Origin of the sequence: Algivirga pacifica, from assembly GCF_039543525.1 — a bacterium.
GTDB lineage: Bacteria > Bacteroidota > Bacteroidia > Cytophagales > Flammeovirgaceae > Algivirga > Algivirga pacifica.
Genome location: NZ_BAABJX010000020.1, coordinates 224,745 through 243,277, shown reverse-complemented (window position 1 = coordinate 243,277; position 18,533 = coordinate 224,745). Strand labels below are relative to the sequence as shown.

The window sequence follows — 18,533 nt, the reverse complement described above, 5'->3', positions numbered from 1 at the left end:
TTTTTAGTCTGGAGTCTGGAGTTTGGAGTGGTGAGTTTACTTATTCTGTCATTCTCCAAACTCCAGACTCCAAACTCCATTATGCATGTAGCGGAAAGATATACGTTGGCTTGTCGACATGGTTCAGCAAATCCATGCTAGGACAGTCCTCCAAGAGACGCTGCAGCTTGTCTTTTCCTTCTGTACCAATCGCGATAATATCAATAAAGTTTTTATCCAAAAACTTCATAACCCCTTGTTCTACCGATTCTGCCTCCACAGAGTGGGTATGATAATCGAAAATATTATGTTTCTGTAAGGATACTTCTGCTGAGAGTAGGGCGTCACTTTCTCCTTCTCCTCCTTTTAAGTTGACATTGAGTAGGTGTACTGTAGAGCTAAACAACTTTTGTGCATGTTGTATTTCTCTTAGGTACTGCTCTCCCTTGAAGTCGCTGACAAAGAGAACATTCTTGAATGTCAAGTGATTGTTGTCATTACGTACGACCAAGACAGGGACTGGTGATTTGACAGAGATTTCTTCGGTCAGTGAGTTGGAGAAAATGCCTTTTAATTTGCTCTGTGTAGATACTTTGGCCCCCATGACAACCAAGTCAATAGTATATTCATGAATAATATTGAGAATGGTTTTGACAAAATCAGACGTGTTGATATGCAACGTTTCCTGATACAGGTCATGGTTTTCCTTAAATTGTGAAAGGAGCTCTTCTTTTTCTTTGACTTCTTTGTTCTTATGCACACTCACATATAGGTTTTCACTTTTGGTAAGCGTAGCCAGTGAGGGTACCTTGTTCATAGCAAGGATGATGATTTTGGTATTCATCTTTTCACATAGTTGCTCTGCGGTGGTTAGGGCTATGGTGGATAATTCTGTGAAGTCAACAGGCACTAGTATGCTTCTCATGGTTGTTATTTGATTAAAATGTCTGTTTTACCGTTTGCAAGTAGCTAGAATTTTTAGAGCATAGTATTGATGAAAGTCATCAAACTGGGATGATTATTGGAAAAATTACCTTTAGTACGATTTTTTATGGACATTTACGTAATCATCAACCTCTAACCACAACGCTATGATCAACTTTCAGCAACCTTTCTGGCAGAAGACCTATTTATTGACGGATAGCCGTTCATTAATTTCTGCAGCAGAGACGTTATTCTTTGCTTTAAGGGGAATGCAACATCACGGGCATCAATTTATAGAAGAATTGTACCAGAAAGGGGTGAGAAGTTTTGTGGTAGAACCTCAATTTGACACGAAAATATTTCCGGAAGCCACTTTTTATGCGACAGCATCACCACTGACCGTTTTACAGGAATTGGTAGCATTCCATCGTAAGCAATTTGATATTCCTGTGATCGGTATCACGGGAAGTAACGGAAAGACCATTATCAAGGAATGGCTTTATACGTTGCTGTCAGGAGATCGGTTTGTGGTGAAGACGCCTAAAAGTTATAACTCCCAGATAGGAGTGCCCATTTCTGTATGGCAACTGAGTAAGCAACATGAGATAGGATTGTTTGAGGCAGGCATTTCCAAAGGAGGAGAGATGGAGCGATTGGAGGAGATTATTCGTCCCACAATAGGTATCTTGACCAATATTGGTTCGGCACACGATGAGGGGTTTCGTGACCGCAGACACAAGCTGCAGGAGAAATTGAAATTGTTCCGAAGAGCGGATACCTTGGTATATTGCATCGATCAGGAAGGTATGCATGAGCAGGTGCAACGGCAGCTTCCTGTACATCGTTTTACCTGGAGTTTGGAAGGAGAGGGAGATGTTAATTATGTTCTGAGTAAAGAGGGAATGCATACTTTGGTGGAAGTCTCTTTTCGTCATATTCATAAGGTGTTGCAGTTGCCTTTTACCGATGGAGCGTCCTTGGAAAACGCATTGCATTGTATTGCGATGATGCTATTGTTGGAGTATACGCCAGATCAGATCGAAGAGCGTTTAACCATGCTGAAAGGAGTGGATATGCGTTTAGGATTGAAAGAGGGGAAAATGGGGTGTATGCTGATCGATGATACCTACAATAATGATCTGGCGGGCTTATCCGTTGGGTTAGATTATTTACAGCAGCACTCCGGTAAGCTGAAGCGTACGGTGGTGTTGTCTGACATATTACAATCAGGTAAAGACGGAGCCCAGTTGTATAGGGAAGTGGCAGAGCTGATAAAAGGAAAGAAAGTAGAACGATTGGTGATGGTTGGTGATGCACTTTCGGACAAGCATGAGTTATTTAAAGAACTGGACTTACAGCTATTTTCTTCTACAGAAAGCTTATTGGAACATATTCGTCAAGGCTTACTTACATTTACCAGAGAAATCATCCTTATAAAAGGAGCACGTCCGTTTCGATTTGAAAGAGTCGTACAGTTGCTACAGCGAAAAGCCCACGGTACCCGTCTGGAAGTAAGTATGGAAGCGTTAGTCCATAATTTTAATTTCTATCGTAGTATGCTGAACCCAGATACCAAGGTGATGGTCATGGTCAAAGCCTTGGCTTATGGTAGTAGTAGACATGAAGTAGGAAGTTTGCTGGAATATCACTTGGTAGATTATTTGGGCGTGGCCTACGTGGACGAAGGGGTAGACTTAAGGGAGCATGGCGTAAAGGTACCGATTATGGTGCTCAACCCTGCCTCCGATGCTTTTGACCAGGTATATGATTATCATCTGGAGCCAGAAATCTATAGTTTGTCACTATTGAGACAAATGATTGAATGGTGGGAGCAATCCGATCGAAAGGCTTCTGAATTGATGCGTATACAGCTAAATTTTGATACTGGCATGCATCGTTTGGGTTTTATGGAGGAGGAGTTGAATACCGTATTAGAAACGCTGAAACAGCACTCATGGATTAAAGTAACAGGAGTATTTACGCACTTGGCTGGAGCCGATGAATCTATTCATAATGAATACTCTGCCACACAAATCCACACCTTCCAGCGTATGGCAAAACAATTAGAGGAAGGTTTAGGGTATACGGTGATTAAGCATTGCTTGAACTCAGCCGGGATTAGCCGTTTTCCTGAGGCACAAATGGATATGGTGCGCCTTGGGATTGGACTGTATGGCGTAGACCCAACCAATCGTTATCAAGGAATACTTCATCCGATCAGTACCCTGAAAACGATTATCTCTCAGGTAAAGGAGCTACCCCAAGGAAAAACGGTGGGGTATAGCCGCAAAGGAGAATTGAAGCAAAATTCCAGAATAGCCACCATCAGTATTGGATATGCAGACGGTTTTGACCGTCGATTTAGCAATGGTGTAGGGAAGGTGATGGTCAGAGGAAAGATGGTCCCCGTAGTCGGGAATGTTTGTATGGATATGACCATGATTGATATTACGGGTACGGATGCCCGAGAAGGGGACGAAGTAATCATCTTTGGAGAATCTCTTACCATAGAAAGCCTGGCTTCTTCTATTGGGACCATTCCTTATGAAATTCTTACGAATATTAATGAACGGGTAAAAAGGGTATTCTACATGTAATACCGTTGAATCGTTGAATCGTTGAATTTCACCTCTGGTGAGTTGATTCGAGTTGATATGTTGTATGAATACACTATCAATCAACAGTTCAACTCGAATCAAGACGCCATGTAATGGAGCGAAGCTCAATTCAACGATTCAACGATTCAACAAAGCTGTTGGGTAGTGTGAAGGATAAATATTCAAACTTAATTAGCGTCCTTTAGTTACTGCTGAAAATAACGATCAAAGAATCTCAAATGATACACCACCGATTCTCTCCAATAATCCCAGGAGTGCTTTCCTGGACGTTCCATATAAATATGTGGAATTTGAGCTTCTAACATTTTTTGATGAAGTGCTCTATTTACTTCAATAAAGAAGTCATCAACACCACAATCAATAAAGAGAGCGATATTCTTATTTTTGAAATCCTGATAGCGGCCAATAATGGTGTGTTCTTTCCATTGCTGAGGCTTTTCATTGTAATCTCCCAGTAGTTTTTTCAGCTCAAAGTTTCCGGTAAATTGGGTGAAGTCTACCCCTCCACTCATACTTGCAGCAGCCCCAAATAGTTCTGGATGTTTTCCAGAAAGGTATAAGGCTCCATGCCCTCCCATACTGAGTCCGCTAATTGCTCGGTATTTTCTCTGTTGAAGCGTGCGGTAGTGGGCATCAATCCACGGGATTACTTCCTCAACCATATAGCTTTCATATTGAAATTCTTGGATCTCTGGGCTATCCAGGTACCAACTATTTCCTGCATCTGTACTGATGAGGATAATTTCTAGTTCATCGGCTAGTTGCTGTAGTTCAGGAATTTTTCTAGGGAAGTTGGTATGATCGCCTGTGTATCCATGAAGTAGGTAAACGGAAGGAAAAGAGTCTTGACTACTTTGGTAAGAGGAGGGAAGGATTAAGGTCGCATAGGTCGTCTTCTTTAATCGTTTGCTGGGAATCTCAACACGAAGCGTATCAGCAGCATAAGCATTGGTAATCCATAGAATAAGAAAAAATGCAAAGAGTGTTTTCATGTAAGTTTGTTTAGAGGTGATTCACTACTGTTTGCTGTAAAGTGCAAAAAGCTGTGAGTTTCCCCACAGCTTTTTTGTTTGCATCAGTTTATTAAATTGCTCTTGTGGTCTCGTTGTATTCGAGATTTGAAGATGACATTTCCGTAGATAAAGGTATTCAGTATATTTTATACCTGCTCTTCCAAATGATTGATTCTGAACATGGCTTTGGCATAGTATGCACCCAAAGGATACTTTTTGATATATTCTTTGTAGGCCTCTACCGTATCTTTGTCTGCTGCGTTCTTCCAATCTTGCTCTTCCTGACTTAGAGAAGCTTCTTTCAGTTCTTTGATACACTGTTTAGCTTCAGACCAATATTTTTTGATTTTGGTCAGGTTCAGGTAATTGAAGTAAGCACCCATTGTATGAGTTTCCTGTGCCTCTTGCCACAGTATTTCTTCTTCCCTTGCTAAGATATCGTCAGCATCTTCCTCGTCTTGTATTTGAGGTTGTTCCTGTTCTACGACAGTAGTTGGTAGCTCCTCGATTACTGCTTTTGTATCAGCTACTTCAGTATTTTCAATTTTTTCTTCAATCGTATCGTCTTCCTTATCAAACTCTTGAGCATCTAAAGAAGCTTTTTGATTTAATTGGTTGATACGGTGATAAGCATCACTTAAGTAGGTATTCTCCTCCGTATTGTTTAGATAGTCTTTGTACCCTTCAATACTATCTAAGGTAGTAGCTTTTGCCCAAAGCTCTTCTTCTGTTACTTTATCTTCTGTGGCAGTAGCTTCTACAGCGGATTCATTATCTTGACCTACAATGACTTCTTCCACTTCTGCTGGAGTAGCCACTTCTTCTTTAGCCGAAGAATCCTCTTCTTTTGTTGCTTCCACCATCTCTTCCTTTACTTCTTCAACACTTGTAGTGGCGATGGTTACAACGTTGCTTTTTTCTTGTTTAGACGCATCACCAGAAAGCTTATTAATCATATAGTAAGCATCAGCTAAATGCAGTGATTCTTTGGTATGATTAATATAGTCCATATAAGCTGATACTGAAGACAGTTGCTCTGCTCTTTCCCATAGTTGCTCTTCTGCAAGGTGTTCTAGCTCAATATCCTCTAGAGATGTAGGGACTGTAGGGATACTAACTTCTTCAATACGAGAACTATTTTCTTCAGCTACAGGTGCAGCAGGAGTGTTTTCTTCTTCCTCTACCGTTGCTTCTGCTTCTACTTCCGTCTCTACCTTTTCGTCTGTCGTTTCAGTCTCTTCTGTATATGCTGTAGGTTGTTCAGTTTCAGGAGCGGTAACGATCTCTTCTTCTGTTGCTGTGATCTCTTCAACTTCCTCTACCTGAACCTCTTCTTTTTGCTCTAGGTGGCCGTTGGTACCGTTTCCATTACCGTTTCCGTTGGAATGTGTACTGTGAGGTACATCTACATCCAAAGACTCTTCTTTGTCAAGGAATGCGGTATCCTCAGAAGTACCTTGATGTTCATTTTGAACGTTCTCCTGTATTTGCCAGATAATATCTTCAATAGGCTCTGTGCGCAGTTTCTTTAGAAGATCAACATTTAGTCCTTCTACATATTCTTCTTCTGTAGACTCTGTTTCCTCAACGGCGACAGTTGTAGGTTCCGTTTCTTCTACAGCTACTGTTGTCGTTTCCTCTTCCTCTGCAAGAGTTTCTTCTGATGCCGTAGTTTCTACTACGTCTTCTTGTACTGTATTCTCCTCTACAATCTCTGTCTCATCAGTACTTTCAACAGTTGTCGGTAATTCCTCAGTAGTAACGACAGCCTGCACCTCTTTTTTAAGTTCTTCGATACGTTCTTGTGCTTTTTCTCGGTGTACACCTTCCGCAAAGAAGTTAAGGTAGAACTCATACCCTTCTATTGCATTCCAGAAAGATGCATTTTGCCAGAAAGATTCCTCCAGGGCTGTACGCTCTTCTGTACGAATCTCTTGTCTAATGGCTTCTACATCAATTTCAGGAGTAACTTCTTTAGGAGCTTGTGCTTGTAGCTCCTCGGCCACTTCTGCACGGATCTCGTCTCGAAGTGTCGCGGACAGTTCTTGTTTTTGTCTTACCAGACGTTCACACTCCTCTTTTCTTCTTTGTACCACGTGGTCAAAGTGTAGTGAAAGGGAGTCCATATAGAAGGCTAGTGCCGTTTCGTAGTCGTTTTGGAAGTAAGCACTATCTCCTTGATCTCTCAGGGATACAAAGCGCATCTCCTGAAGACTGTGCTCTAATCTATTTGCAAATAACTCATTTTGCTTATCCAGTTTTTTGAGTTGCTCATAAAGATTTTTAGCATTCTCAAAATCCTCGTTGTTGAAGTAAATATCTGCTTGGGAAGACAAGGCCTGAATCATACCCTCACGTACAATCTCAAGATCAAAAAGCTTGCTAGCTTCTACATAGGTCGTGTAAGACTCCTGATAGGCTTTTTGTTCGAATGCTTCCTGTGCTTGTTGGATAAGCCCGATGAAAGACTTTTTCTGTACACAAATTTCTTCTTCTGGGAATAGAATGTGAGCTTGCTCAATAATCGGAAGCGCTTTTTCGTATTCACCAGCTTCGAATAGGGCGTCCCCTTGCTCTTTCAATCTCTTAAACTCGATAAACTTCAAGTTATAGGCAAAGTGAAAGGCATCAGTATTTACTGCGCTTAGAATGACCGCTGTATTTCCATCTGCTTGTTGTACCAGGGCAGTGGAAAGGCTGTCATGTATATCTTTAAGGGTAAGTGTTTCTGCTTGCTTATGGATACCGTTGTTCAGGATACTGATAAATTCTTTTGTCAGTAGGCCTCCTTCAAGGTTTTCGTCTACAGGAGTAGAAAGGAATAGTTTAGCGCTCATATCCTTTCTGTACTCTTCAAAGATATTCTTTAAAAGATCGTTGAACAGCAATCCTGATTCTACCTGAATTTTCTTGTAGTTGGCATCGATCATGAAAAGGATGCGCTTGGCCTCAGTTTCTTTCAGGATATTGAGGATTTCCTCTAAAGCAATACCATTGACATGGGCTTTGTCCTGTGTGGAGTTGGTGGTCGCAAAGAATAGCTTTCCTTTACGCACAATAACATAACCAGAATAGTATACTATTAAGGTGTCTTTCGCTTCCTCTGCGGCGATCGCGATTTCCTCCTTGATTTGAGTACTACTATCCTCATTGATCAATGTGGTAACGTCCTCGGCACTTAGCCCGATGATCTCCTCTTGCTGAAAAGTTTTCGCCAAATCCGTAAAATCCCCTTCCAAGGCTACTCTATCCAGTAACTCGGGGTCTTTTGGAAACTTTCCTACGCCAATTAATATGGCCTTCGTCTTAGATACGTCCAATGACAATGACATGGTTGAAAAAGGTATATGTTATAAACTGAAGCAAATCAAACGTAAAAATGGTCCGATATCGTTAAATGTAGTCTTTTGAATGAATGTAATATCATTCTATTCTATCGGGACCTACTATTGGTATTCTCAATAGTAATATTACAAACAAAGCATGGAAAAAGCATAATTTTTCCACATTTCTATTGTTTTTTCTTTATAGTTATAGAATTTTCAGGCTCTATAGTACTGTAACGGAGGAGTGTAAGTATTATTCTGTTAATGCGTTAAAAATCTCGGAAGAAGATTGTTATTCTTCTTCCGAGTCTTCTTGATCCTCTTCTTCTATATCTTCTAGCAGTAAATTCCAGTCTGCCAGGAAGTCATCGGAATAAGGACTGCTTTTATCTTCTTCACTTAAGGCTGACTTAGCCTCTTCCAGTCGTGCAGGATCAATCTCTTCGACCTCTTCTACTGGATTGTCTTCGGCAGCTAACGCATCCCAGTCAACATTTCCGGCCTCGTCTGAGGATTGTTTTTTCTTCTCGCTCATCATTAAGAATTATTGTAGTTGATTTTGTACTCTTTTGTTGAGGCGGCTTGCGCCGCTGGTTGAGAAGCCCTTCAGGCTGTTGAGTTTCACCTTTGGTGAGTTGAGACTCGCTAGAATTCGCTAAGTCGAACATTGATTTAACACTTTACCGGAGGTAAAGCGTCATAGAGTTTTTCTCAACTCACCGAAGGTGAAGCTCAACAGAGCGAAGCTCTACTCAACCAGTCGCGTAAGCGGCCTCAACATTATTAGTGTGCTTCCAGCCAATTGTGGCCTTCTCCTACCTCTACTTTCAGTGGTACACTGCCCTCAAAGGCGTCCTCCATCATTCGTTGTACTTCTTGACGCATAAGGTCACGTTCCTCAGGATGTACATCGAATACCAATTCATCATGTACCTGCATAATCATTTTCGATTGCAGCTTTTCCTTTTGCATCCATGCTTGTATGTCTACCATTGCCTTTTTGATAATATCAGCGGCAGATCCTTGTATAGGAGCATTGATGGCATTTCTTTCTGCCATTCCCCTTACGGTGAAGTTACGGGAGTTGATATCTCTCAGATGTCTTCTTCTTCCCATTACTGTTTCTACATATTCTGTATCCCTGGCCTTATTGATGGCTTTGTCCATATATCCTTTGATAGAGGTAAACTCTTCAAAGTAGGTATCGATCAGTTCACCGGCCTCTTTTCTAGGAATATTTAATTGCTGGGAAAGACCAAAGGCCGAGACCCCATAAATAATCCCAAAGTTGGCCGTCTTGGCTTTTCGTCTCATATCGCTATCTACCTCTTCTTCTTTGATCTTAAAGATCTTGGCTGCAGTAGCAGTATGAATATCTCTTCCTTCCTTGAAAGCCTCAATCATATGTTGATCTTCACTGAAGGCTGCCATAATACGCAACTCTACCTGAGAGTAATCGGCCGCCATAATCACATTACCTTCTTCTCTAGGAACAAAAGCTTTACGGATTTCCTTCCCTCTTTCGGTACGAATAGGAATATTCTGTAGGTTAGGGTCTGTACTGCTTAATCGTCCTGTAGCGGTGACCGCTTGGTTGTAAGAGGTATGCACTAAGCCATCCTTCTCCGAAATCATTTTAGGAAGCGCATCGACATAGGTCGATTTAAGTTTTTGCAATTGTCTAAACTCCAGGATATTGGCAACGATTTTGTGATCTTTAGCCAGGTTGGTCAGGATTTCCTCTCCTGTGGCATATTGTCCTGACTTTGTCTTTTTCGGCTTATCGACCAACTTCAGGTCATCAAACAATACAGCTCCCAACTGCTTTGGAGAAGCTACATTGAATTCTTTTCCAGCTTCCTCATAAATCGATTTTTCCAGTTGAGCAATTTCAACTTCCAGCTCTCCGGAAATAGAGGAAAGTGCTTGTGTATCGATTTTTACACCATTCAATTCTATCTCAGCCAATACACTAACCAATGGCATTTCAATATCCTTGAACAAGGCATTAAGTGCTTTTTCTTCCTCTAGTTTAGGCGATAAAACCTCTTTAAGTTGAAGGGTGATATCGGCATCTTCAGCGGCATACTCACAAGCTTCTCCTACTGGCACATCTCTCATGCTTTTCTGATTTTTCCCTTTTTTACCAATAAGCGTTTCTATGGAAACAGGTTGGTAATTGAGGTAGTTTTCAGCAAGGTAATCCATTCCGTGACGTTGCTCAGGGTGTAATAGATAGTGAGCAATCATCGTATCGAACAGAGGCCCATTGATCTTGATGCCATAACGACTCATGACCATCATATCATACTTGAGGTTTTGGGCGATCTTTCCTATGCGATCGTTTTCAAATACTTCCTTAAACTCTGATACAATGGCGATGGCCTCCTCCTGATTCTCCGGAATAGGAATGTAATAAGCCTCATGCGCTCTGTATGAAAAAGAAATTCCTACCAACTCCGCCTCAACAGCGGATAGGGAAGACGTTTCTGTATCAAAACAGAACTCATCCTGTAATGCCAAGAAGTGAATGAGTTCTTTACGCAGTTCAGGGGTATCAATAAGATGATACTGATGTGGTGTATTATGAATATTGGTGATTTCCGGCGTAGCGATGATCTCCTCCTCTTTACTTTCTTCTTCCTTGGCAGGCGCTGAGGTATTCCCAAATAGGCTCATCTGTCCTGAAGTAGCGCCTTTTTTGGTGGCGGTAGTGCTGCCGTCATCTCCAAAGACTCTTTTGGCTAAGGTACGGAACTCCAGTTCTTCAAAAATTTCTCTTAAGGCCTCCTCATTGTAGCCTGTGTAGTGAAGTGCCTGCTCGTCAAAGGTTACCGGCACATCAATTTTGATGGTGGCGAGTTGCTTAGACAGCAAGGCTTGCTCTTTGTTGTCCTCCACCTTTTCCTTTTGCTTTCCTTTCAGTTCATGGCTATGTTCCAGCAAGCCTTCTACAGAGCCATATTGCTTAAGAAGTTTGGTAGCTGTTTTTGGACCAATACCTGGAATTCCAGGGATATTATCCACAGCATCACCCACCAGCCCCAGGTAGTCAATGACCTGATCGACATTCTCAATGTCGAATTTCTCTAACACCTCAGGAATACCTAGTACATCAATGCCATTACCTCTGCTGGCTGGTTTGTATAGGTATACGTGTTCTTCCACAAGCTGGGCATAATCCTTATCTGGAGTCATCATAAAGACTTCAAATCCTTTACGTGCCGCTTGCTTGGCCAATGTTCCAATGACGTCATCTGCCTCATACCCATTCATCTCAAAAGTAGGAATATTGAAAGCCTTCACAAGGTTCTTGACAATAGGAATGGCGATACTGATATCCTCAGGGGTTTCTTGTCTGTTTGCCTTGTACTCAGCATAGGCTTCGTGACGGAAAGTCGGTGCACTGGTATCAAAGGCAACGGCAATATGGGACGGTTTTTCCTTCTTTAGGATTTCCATCAGGGAGTTGGTAAATCCCATTGGAGCACTTGTATTGACCCCCTTGGAGTTTACTCTAGGGTTTTTGATCAAGGCAAAGTGGGCACGGAAAATCAGTGCCATACCGTCCAGAAGGAAAAGTTTCTTAGATGACATGTTATCGTTAATATGTTGAATGGTTGATTTCAGAAAGAAAATTTGACCTCAAAGGTAATTAATTTGTTTTAGAACTGTGGACAAGAAAGAAGGCTGTTTCATTGTTCCCGCTTTATCTTTTTGATAGTGAAGGAGGTAGTAGCTTTGACTTCCATTGGGATTTCGTCTGTATGACTGGCAGAATGCATCACCATGGAAAAGTTTTGTTGCTGGGTAACCTGTTTTGGCCATCCACTGGTACGATCAGTGATGATACGTGTAAAGGCATTGCCTTTTGGAGATTGGTAGTGAATACCTTTTTGTCTTGACTCGGGGGTGTCGTTAAAAGTAGTTTTTCCCTCATAAACCAAGTGATCGTAATTGGTGTTTGTCAAGGTCCATACTGTTTCGTTGTCCAATGTAAATTGCCCGAAGCGCTGATTGAATTCTTGCCATTGCTCTCCTTGGGCTACTGCATGTAAAGGGTAGATCAATAAGCCTTTCTGAAAACTGTCGGTAATGCTGTTGGTACTGAAGGCTTCTTCCATTAGTTGTCTTACTTCATGCTGACTAAGGAAGTCATTTCCGGTGGCTTTTGTTATAGCATGATCAATAAGCGTAGATAGCCCATTGATCTCCGAGCAATATCCTCTACGTGATAAATAAAGGTAAAAGGTCTTTCCAATAAGGGCGTTTAATGTTTTATCCATATCAGAAGGCCTGCTGGATTGGTCAGACTTGCTGCTCATTTGCATACGTCCCATGGGAGTGGTAATGTTCATGGAGATAAACTGAAAGGTGACAGCGATTTTGGCTCGCTTATGGTCGTAGTCAAGCACCTCCAATAAATATTCCCCTTCTAAATGGTGTTGGATCTTTTGATCCTTGTTCATGACTTTTTGTGTGATACTGCTTTCGGTAATCTGACGAAATTCCCATTGGTCACCGATCTTAAATTGGTACTCAAAGAAAGGTGGAACCGTCCCATTCGGAAAAGCATATGCGATTGTTGCCAAAAGCAAGAGTAAAGTAAGTGAAAGTCTTCTCATGGTTTTGCCGTTTTTTAAGCCAAGATAATTATTGAAGGTCCTGCGGTAGGTGTGACATTGCTTGTCTCGTGACAGGATACCCTCTTAGAGCTTGTTTGGAATACTGATTTAGATAGAGAAAATTTCTATAACCTGCTCAAATCAATTCAGATTTGAGGAGAATAGTGGTTCTATTTACCGAGAATATGAGTTGATTTGAGTAGCGATTATAGGAATTTTCTATCTGAAGACGTATTCCAAACAAGCTCTTATTGTATTTAACGTCTTATTTGCCTTTAGGGCGGAATAATACAATATATTTTCCATAATTATTTAATTTTGCACCAAGAGCTTATTTGATTCAGTACTCCCAATAAGTTCTGAAAAGGCGGGAAGGTGATTTTTTGATCTCGCTTCATTTTTGGTGAAGAGAAAATAAATAATATGATTATCGAACAAACGACTAAAGAGACGGTACAGATCTATCGTCAAGAGGTGAAAATGGGATTGTCAATTTCTAAGTCAGACGACCGTTATTTACACATTCGTTATGAGGATGACCCTGCAGCTTTGCACCATCGTTTTTTTGCTTTATCGCAATTGCAAGAGTTGGATGCTAAGGTAGAGCAGGGAACAGGATACCTGACATTACACTTTCCTGAGAAAGTCCTAACGATTATCTATGAGGGTATAGGAGATAAGCCTAGCAATATCCCTTATATGAAGTTTAAGAATGAAATTAACGATTTGGTGATTCAGCAAACACAGACATTCTAGGGGCGACCCTTGTGGTCACCCGATACAAGGAGAAAAAGTAAAAAGTAATAGGTAAAAGGTAAAAAGGAGTTTAATTTTCTCCTTTCTCCTTTCTCCTTTCTCCTTTCTCCTTTCTCCTTTCTCCTTTCTCCTTTCTCCTTTCTCCTTTCTCCTTTCTCCTTTCTCCTTTCTCCTTTCTCCTTTCTCCTTTCTCCTTTCTCCATAAGAAAATCTCAATAATCTTTTGTCTATTCTCAGGTTGGCACTGTCTTTATATAAAATTAAGAACGTAGACATGCGTTTGATGATAGTAAAAGATTATGATGATAACTTATTGGAGAAAGAAAATATCTGTGGTACTCCTAATGCGGGTGTTATTTTTGATGATGCTGGCTTATATGCTTTCAGGCTGTGGAGATCGGGAGGGAATGCGTTTTGGAGAAAAGTCAGCACACAAAGTAGGCTCAGGTATGAGGATGAGCGAGGATGTAGCCTATGAGGCTCCTTCTTCGGCCGCATTGATGCAGACAGAAAGTAGTATTAACCCATCCAAATCTTCAGCAGATTATGCGAAGAAGTTAGTGAAAACAGCTTATCTGGAGTATAAGGTAGGGGAACTGGATGTTGAAAAACAGCGGCTAGACTCTCTTTTACGGGAAGTAAAAGGTTATGTAGCTAATGAGACAGAGCGTAAGGAATACCAGCGATATACTATGCGTATGACGCTTAAAGTACCTTCCCGAAGCTTTGAGGAATTTATTGCACGATTGGAAAAGGGAGCAGGGCGTTTTGATCAAAAGACGATCAACACCGAAGACATTAGTATGCAGTACTATGACCTGGATGCACGATTGAAAACCAAGAAAGCATTGGAGACGCGTTACCTGGAGATTTTAAGAAAGGCGAAGAGTGTAGAAGATATCTTAAAAGTAGAGCAAAACCTTTCCATGGTAAGGGAGGAGATTGAAGCAGCACAAAGTAGGTTGCAATTAATGGATCATCAGGTAGGGTACAGTAAGATAGAGGTACTCCTATATAAGCCGATTGCCTTGGTGGAGCAACAGCCAGAGCGAAAGTCATTTGGAGAACGTCTTAAGGCTGCGATGAGTGAAGGGTGGTATGTATTTCAAGGGTTCCTGTTATTTGTATTGGGCGGATGGGCATTTTGGTTAGTTGCTATTCCAGTGATTTACGTATTAAGATTGTGGTGGAAAAAGCGTAAAAAGAAATAATAAAAAGGTTGTTGACCTCAGTCAACAACCCCTTTCTTTGTGCACTTACTAATATATATACAAATATAATTAGACTCTCTCTACACTAATTGCATTCAAACCTTTTCTACCTTCTTTAAGTTCGAATTTTACTGTGTCACCCTCTTGAACGTTGTCCACTAGGCCTGTCACGTGTACGAAATACTCCTCTTTTGTTTCAGAGTCGATGATGAATCCAAATCCCTTAGATTCATTGAAGAATTTTACTGTTCCTGTTTTCATAATAAACTTGTTGAATACGGCAATTTGAAAAGGTATTCAAAGCGCTATATCCGGTAATAGAAATAAATAATATGCCTGCAATGTAGAGGGAATACTTGTATATTCCTATTATTCAGAGAAAAAATAACGTTTATTTTTTTTCTTTAACATATACCCCTCCTCTTGCAAACTGACCTTTGATTTTGTTTAGTTTTTTGTTGAAAATCAACTACTTACTTTTTAGGAATTCTTTTCAGTGTTTCCAGTAGGTATCCCCAGAAGCGGTCTACAGTTTCAATTTCACACATCTCATCAGGAGAGTGGGCATTCTTGATGGTAGGTCCAAAGGAAATCATATCCATCTCAGGATAATGCTGTCCGATAATACCACATTCTAGTCCTGCATGTACCGCATTAACGATAGCGTCTTTCTTAAAGAATTCTTTGTGTAGTTCTTGCATTACCGTAAGAATCTCTGAGTTAGGATTAGGAGTCCATCCTGGGTATGAGCCAGAGTGTTCTACGGTAGCACCAATCAGATGGTAGCCGCTTTCAATTTGGTTGGCCACATCCAGTTTTGCAGTATCCACAGAACTACGTGTCAGGGACTGTGACTCGAATGTACCTTCTTTAACGATAATACGCGCTAGTGAAGTTGAGGTCTCTACGAGTCCTTCAATATCAGCACTCATGCGAGTTACGCCATTTGGGCAAGCGTAGATTGCCGCCAATAGTTTCTCTTGAGCATCAGCAGTCATTACTTTGGCAGGCAGGCTCGTTTCCTCTACCAGAATTTCCATAGAAGGTTCCGTAGTGGATAGTTCATCTTTGATGATAGCACCTAGCGCATTGACGTGTTGTATGAATGCCTCTTTTTTGTCTTGGGAAACGACTACGGTAGCAAAAGATTCTCTAGGGATAGCATTACGCAAGCTTCCTCCGTCAATACTTTGAACTTGCAGTCCAAAAGTCTTGTAAGTGCCCCAAAGAAGGCGGTTCATTAACTTATTCGCATTACCTCTTCCCAAGTGGATATCACAACCAGAGTGTCCCCCTTTAAGGCCTCTTAGTGTTATATGGAGTCCGACTTGTGCATCCGTAGTGCTTTCTTCCGTATAGCTCCAGTTGACGTTGGTATCAATACCCCCGGCACAACCAATACAAAGCTCTCCTTCATCTTCCGTATCCATATTTAGTAGGATACTTCCAGTCAGTATATTAGGGTCCAGTTCCGCTGCACCAGTCATTCCAGTCTCTTCGTCAATGGTAAATAAGGCCTCTACCGGTCCGTGCTCAATGTCTTTGGAACGAAGTACTGCCATGGCGGCCGCTGCGCCTATACCGTTGTCAGCTCCTAGAGTGGTCCCCTTAGCTTTGACCCATCCATTGTCAATATAAGACTCAATACCTTGAGTATCGAAGTCAAAGGATACGGCAGCATTTTTCACGCAAACCATATCTACGTGTGCTTGTAACACGACAGTTTTACGGTCTTCCATACCCGGAGTGGCAGGCTTGCGGATGATGACGTTACCAATGGCATCCTGAACAGTTTCCAGCCCCAGGTTTTTGCCAAAGTCCAATAGGAATGCAATAACGCGTTCTTCTTTTTTGGAGGGACGAGGAATGGAATTCAGTTCCTCAAAGGAGGTCCATAGGACGGATGGTGATAGTGATGCTACTTCAGTGTTCATATGATTTGTGGTTATAATGAATGATTCATGCTGATCAAAAGATCAGTTTACCCTTCTATCTTACGTACCTTTCTTTGTGAAAGGTGATTATGACAAAGGTATAAATTAATTGGATTACCGTTTATGTTCAATAAAACTATAGAGATAATTATGTATGCCCCCTTTCTCCATGGGGATTATTTTTTCAATAAGATAAAATAGGCACATATGCGGTATAATGGTAGGGAAGGGAAATACATTGTAACTGTTAACTTATATTATCATTTACGAAAAAGTACTTTAGCCTAAAAGTATTTTTCAATACAGACTTTATGAACCTATGACTCATTTGGATTTACAAATCAAAGCGGAAGAAGGAACAATGATTCAGGCGATTGAAACGGTAGAAGCGAGTATTCGGGAAAACTTCGATCAATTGGATAACTTGTTACAGGAAGAGAAGTCCATTACGTTATTGGCGGAGCAATTGGGATGTTCGCCCATAGAGGCGGTGTACTTTTCTGCCATTTTTACCCTAAACTTTCATCATGAGGAGGTGTACATGAAAGACCTAGCCGAGTTCTTCGACTGTGATACTATACGACTGGCAGGGCACCTCAAAGTACTTGATAAACTAATAGAGAGACGATTGGTGAGGAAATATCAAGGAGGACATATGATCCGCCGCTATAAAACGCAAAGGGGGAGTGATCGTATCAGTGGGGTAGGGTATTATATTACCCGGGATATCTTGGATAAAGTACTTAATGATAAACTGGAACGTACGAAGGAAAGTCAGAAACAATTGTCATTGATTGCTTTCTTAGAAAAAGTAGAGGAGTTGATGGAAGAAAGGGAGGAGGAGGAAATCTGTTATGCGGAGATGCGTAGAGAGGTTATGCATCTATTGACAGAGAATAAAGAGTTACATATCTGTAAGCAGCTAAATAGTCTGCACTTGGACGATATGGAAATCTTTTTGGTTCTTTACTTATGTTTTGAAACCGTTAGTGGACATGCAGAGATCGATATTGAGCGTATGGCTTCCCATATCTTTGAAGACCTGAACCATCGTTTTCTTTTTAAGAAGATTTTGTTGAAAGGTACGGCTAAGGTATATGAAATGGAGCTGATCAAGTTAGAAGATGGAGTGTTTCGAAATGATCGTGAGGTGATGCTGACAGACAAAGGGGTAGAGCTTTTCTTTGGGGAAGATGCAGAAATGGTGAAGGTGGAGTCTATTAAGAAAAGCCTGAATAACTTGATTAAGCCACAGGACATCAAGGTACAGGAGATTATTTATAATCAGCGAGAACATAAACAGTTGTCCAAGTTACAGTCTTTTCTGGAAGAAGAGCGGCTGAGACAGATACAGCAACGACTGGAGGAGCATCAAATGCAAAAAGGTTTTTCTGTGTTACTATATGGAGAGCCAGGGACAGGAAAAACGGCTACAGTTTATGACTTAGCCTTGAAAACAGGTCGACCTTTATATAAGGTAGATGCCAGCGATTTCAAGAGTATGTGGCATGGAGAGTCAGAGAAAAAATTGAAGAAAGTATTTAGTAACTATCGAGACTTTATTAAGCATTGTGAGGTACAGCCTATTATCTTTTTAAATGAGGCAGATGGTATTCTTAGTCGTAGAATCGATGTGAATCATGCGATTGATCAAACCTCTAATGCCTTGCAGAATATCTTATTGCAAGAATTGGAAGACCTGGATGGGATCTTGATTGCGACCACTAATTTGGCAGATAATTTAGATACTGCTTTTGAAAGACGTTTTCTCTATAAAGTGAAATTTGACCTTCCCACTGAAGAGGTGAGGACAGCCATTTGGAAAGCTAAAATAAAAGGGCTTTCGGAGGATGCTGTCACTACCTTGGGAAGGGAATATCCTTTTACAGGTGGTCAAATTGATAATGTGGCTCGCAAGTATATTATGAATAGTATTTTAGAAGGAGAAATGCCGACCCTGAAAGAGTTGAAAGAATACTGTGAGTATGAGCGCCTGCATAAGGAAACAAAGAGACAAGTAGGATTTGCAAGATAGCTGTAGCACAAGATAACTCAACGAGCGAAGCTCAACTCAACAGCACGCAGTGCTCTCAACCTGCGGCGTAAGCCGCCTCAACGAAATAACCAGCATGGCCGCTGCTCCCTTT

13 protein-coding genes are annotated in these 18,533 nt (G+C 41.1%); 4 read left to right on the top strand and 9 right to left on the bottom strand.

The features are described from left to right. Positions 1 to 79 precede the first annotated feature (79 nt). On the bottom strand, positions 80 to 904 hold the full coding sequence (locus ABD985_RS06190; protein ID WP_345370106.1) for a universal stress protein: 825 nt from the start codon (positions 902 to 904) through the stop codon (positions 80 to 82). A gap of 166 nt (positions 905 to 1,070) precedes the next feature. On the opposite strand from ABD985_RS06190, the gene ABD985_RS06185 reads away from it, so the two are divergent. Further along, positions 1,071 to 3,500, top strand: a complete 2,430-nt coding sequence (locus ABD985_RS06185) for a bifunctional UDP-N-acetylmuramoyl-tripeptide:D-alanyl-D-alanine ligase/alanine racemase (RefSeq protein ID WP_345370104.1) — start codon at positions 1,071 to 1,073, stop codon at positions 3,498 to 3,500. Positions 3,501 to 3,706: 206 nt separating this feature from the next. Here the strand turns inward: ABD985_RS06185 and ABD985_RS06180 are convergent, their stop codons facing one another. From ABD985_RS06180 to ABD985_RS06160, 5 genes are all read right to left on the bottom strand, one after another. Further along, the gene (locus ABD985_RS06180) at positions 3,707 to 4,513 is read right to left on the bottom strand and encodes an alpha/beta hydrolase (RefSeq protein WP_345370102.1); all 807 of its coding nucleotides are present in this window, start codon (positions 4,511 to 4,513) and stop codon (positions 3,707 to 3,709) included. A gap of 167 nt (positions 4,514 to 4,680) precedes the next feature. After that, on the bottom strand, positions 4,681 to 7,866 hold the full coding sequence (locus ABD985_RS06175; protein ID WP_345370100.1) for a hypothetical protein: 3,186 nt from the start codon (positions 7,864 to 7,866) through the stop codon (positions 4,681 to 4,683). A 286-nt stretch (positions 7,867 to 8,152) separates the two neighbouring features. Then, complete coding sequence (locus tag ABD985_RS06170; RefSeq protein ID WP_345370098.1) at positions 8,153 to 8,395, bottom strand: hypothetical protein; 243 nt, start codon at positions 8,393 to 8,395, stop codon at positions 8,153 to 8,155. Positions 8,396 to 8,643: 248 nt separating this feature from the next. Further along, on the bottom strand, positions 8,644 to 11,457 hold the full coding sequence (polA, locus tag ABD985_RS06165) for a DNA polymerase I (RefSeq protein ID WP_345370096.1): 2,814 nt from the start codon (positions 11,455 to 11,457) through the stop codon (positions 8,644 to 8,646). 98 nt (positions 11,458 to 11,555) lie between these two features. After that, positions 11,556 to 12,485 carry a DUF6263 family protein gene (locus ABD985_RS06160; protein WP_345370094.1) on the bottom strand — a complete coding sequence of 310 codons (930 nt, stop codon included), beginning with the start codon at positions 12,483 to 12,485 and terminating at the stop codon, positions 11,556 to 11,558. A 423-nt stretch (positions 12,486 to 12,908) separates the two neighbouring features. On the opposite strand from ABD985_RS06160, the gene ABD985_RS06155 reads away from it, so the two are divergent. After that, a complete protein-coding gene (locus tag ABD985_RS06155; protein WP_345370092.1) occupies positions 12,909 to 13,241 on the top strand; it encodes a hypothetical protein in 333 nt (110 codons plus the stop codon). A 15-nt stretch (positions 13,242 to 13,256) separates the two neighbouring features. Here ABD985_RS06155 and ABD985_RS06150 read toward each other — a convergent pair whose 3' ends face one another. Beyond that, complete coding sequence (locus tag ABD985_RS06150; protein WP_345370090.1) at positions 13,257 to 13,517, bottom strand: hypothetical protein; 261 nt, start codon at positions 13,515 to 13,517, stop codon at positions 13,257 to 13,259. Between the two features lie 23 nt (positions 13,518 to 13,540). Between ABD985_RS06150 and ABD985_RS06145 the strand changes: the two genes are divergently transcribed. Beyond that, positions 13,541 to 14,452, top strand: coding sequence for a DUF4349 domain-containing protein (locus ABD985_RS06145; protein WP_345370088.1), 912 nt, complete (start codon positions 13,541 to 13,543; stop codon positions 14,450 to 14,452). Between the two features lie 69 nt (positions 14,453 to 14,521). Here ABD985_RS06145 and ABD985_RS06140 read toward each other — a convergent pair whose 3' ends face one another. After that, the gene (locus ABD985_RS06140) at positions 14,522 to 14,713 is read right to left on the bottom strand and encodes a cold-shock protein (protein WP_345370086.1); all 192 of its coding nucleotides are present in this window, start codon (positions 14,711 to 14,713) and stop codon (positions 14,522 to 14,524) included. A gap of 212 nt (positions 14,714 to 14,925) precedes the next feature. After that, on the bottom strand, positions 14,926 to 16,386 hold the full coding sequence (locus ABD985_RS06135; protein WP_345370084.1) for an aminoacyl-histidine dipeptidase: 1,461 nt from the start codon (positions 16,384 to 16,386) through the stop codon (positions 14,926 to 14,928). 319 nt (positions 16,387 to 16,705) lie between these two features. Between ABD985_RS06135 and ABD985_RS06130 the strand changes: the two genes are divergently transcribed. After that, on the top strand, positions 16,706 to 18,421 hold the full coding sequence (locus ABD985_RS06130) for an ATP-binding protein (protein ID WP_345370082.1): 1,716 nt from the start codon (positions 16,706 to 16,708) through the stop codon (positions 18,419 to 18,421). The last annotated feature ends 112 nt before the right edge of the window (positions 18,422 to 18,533 follow it).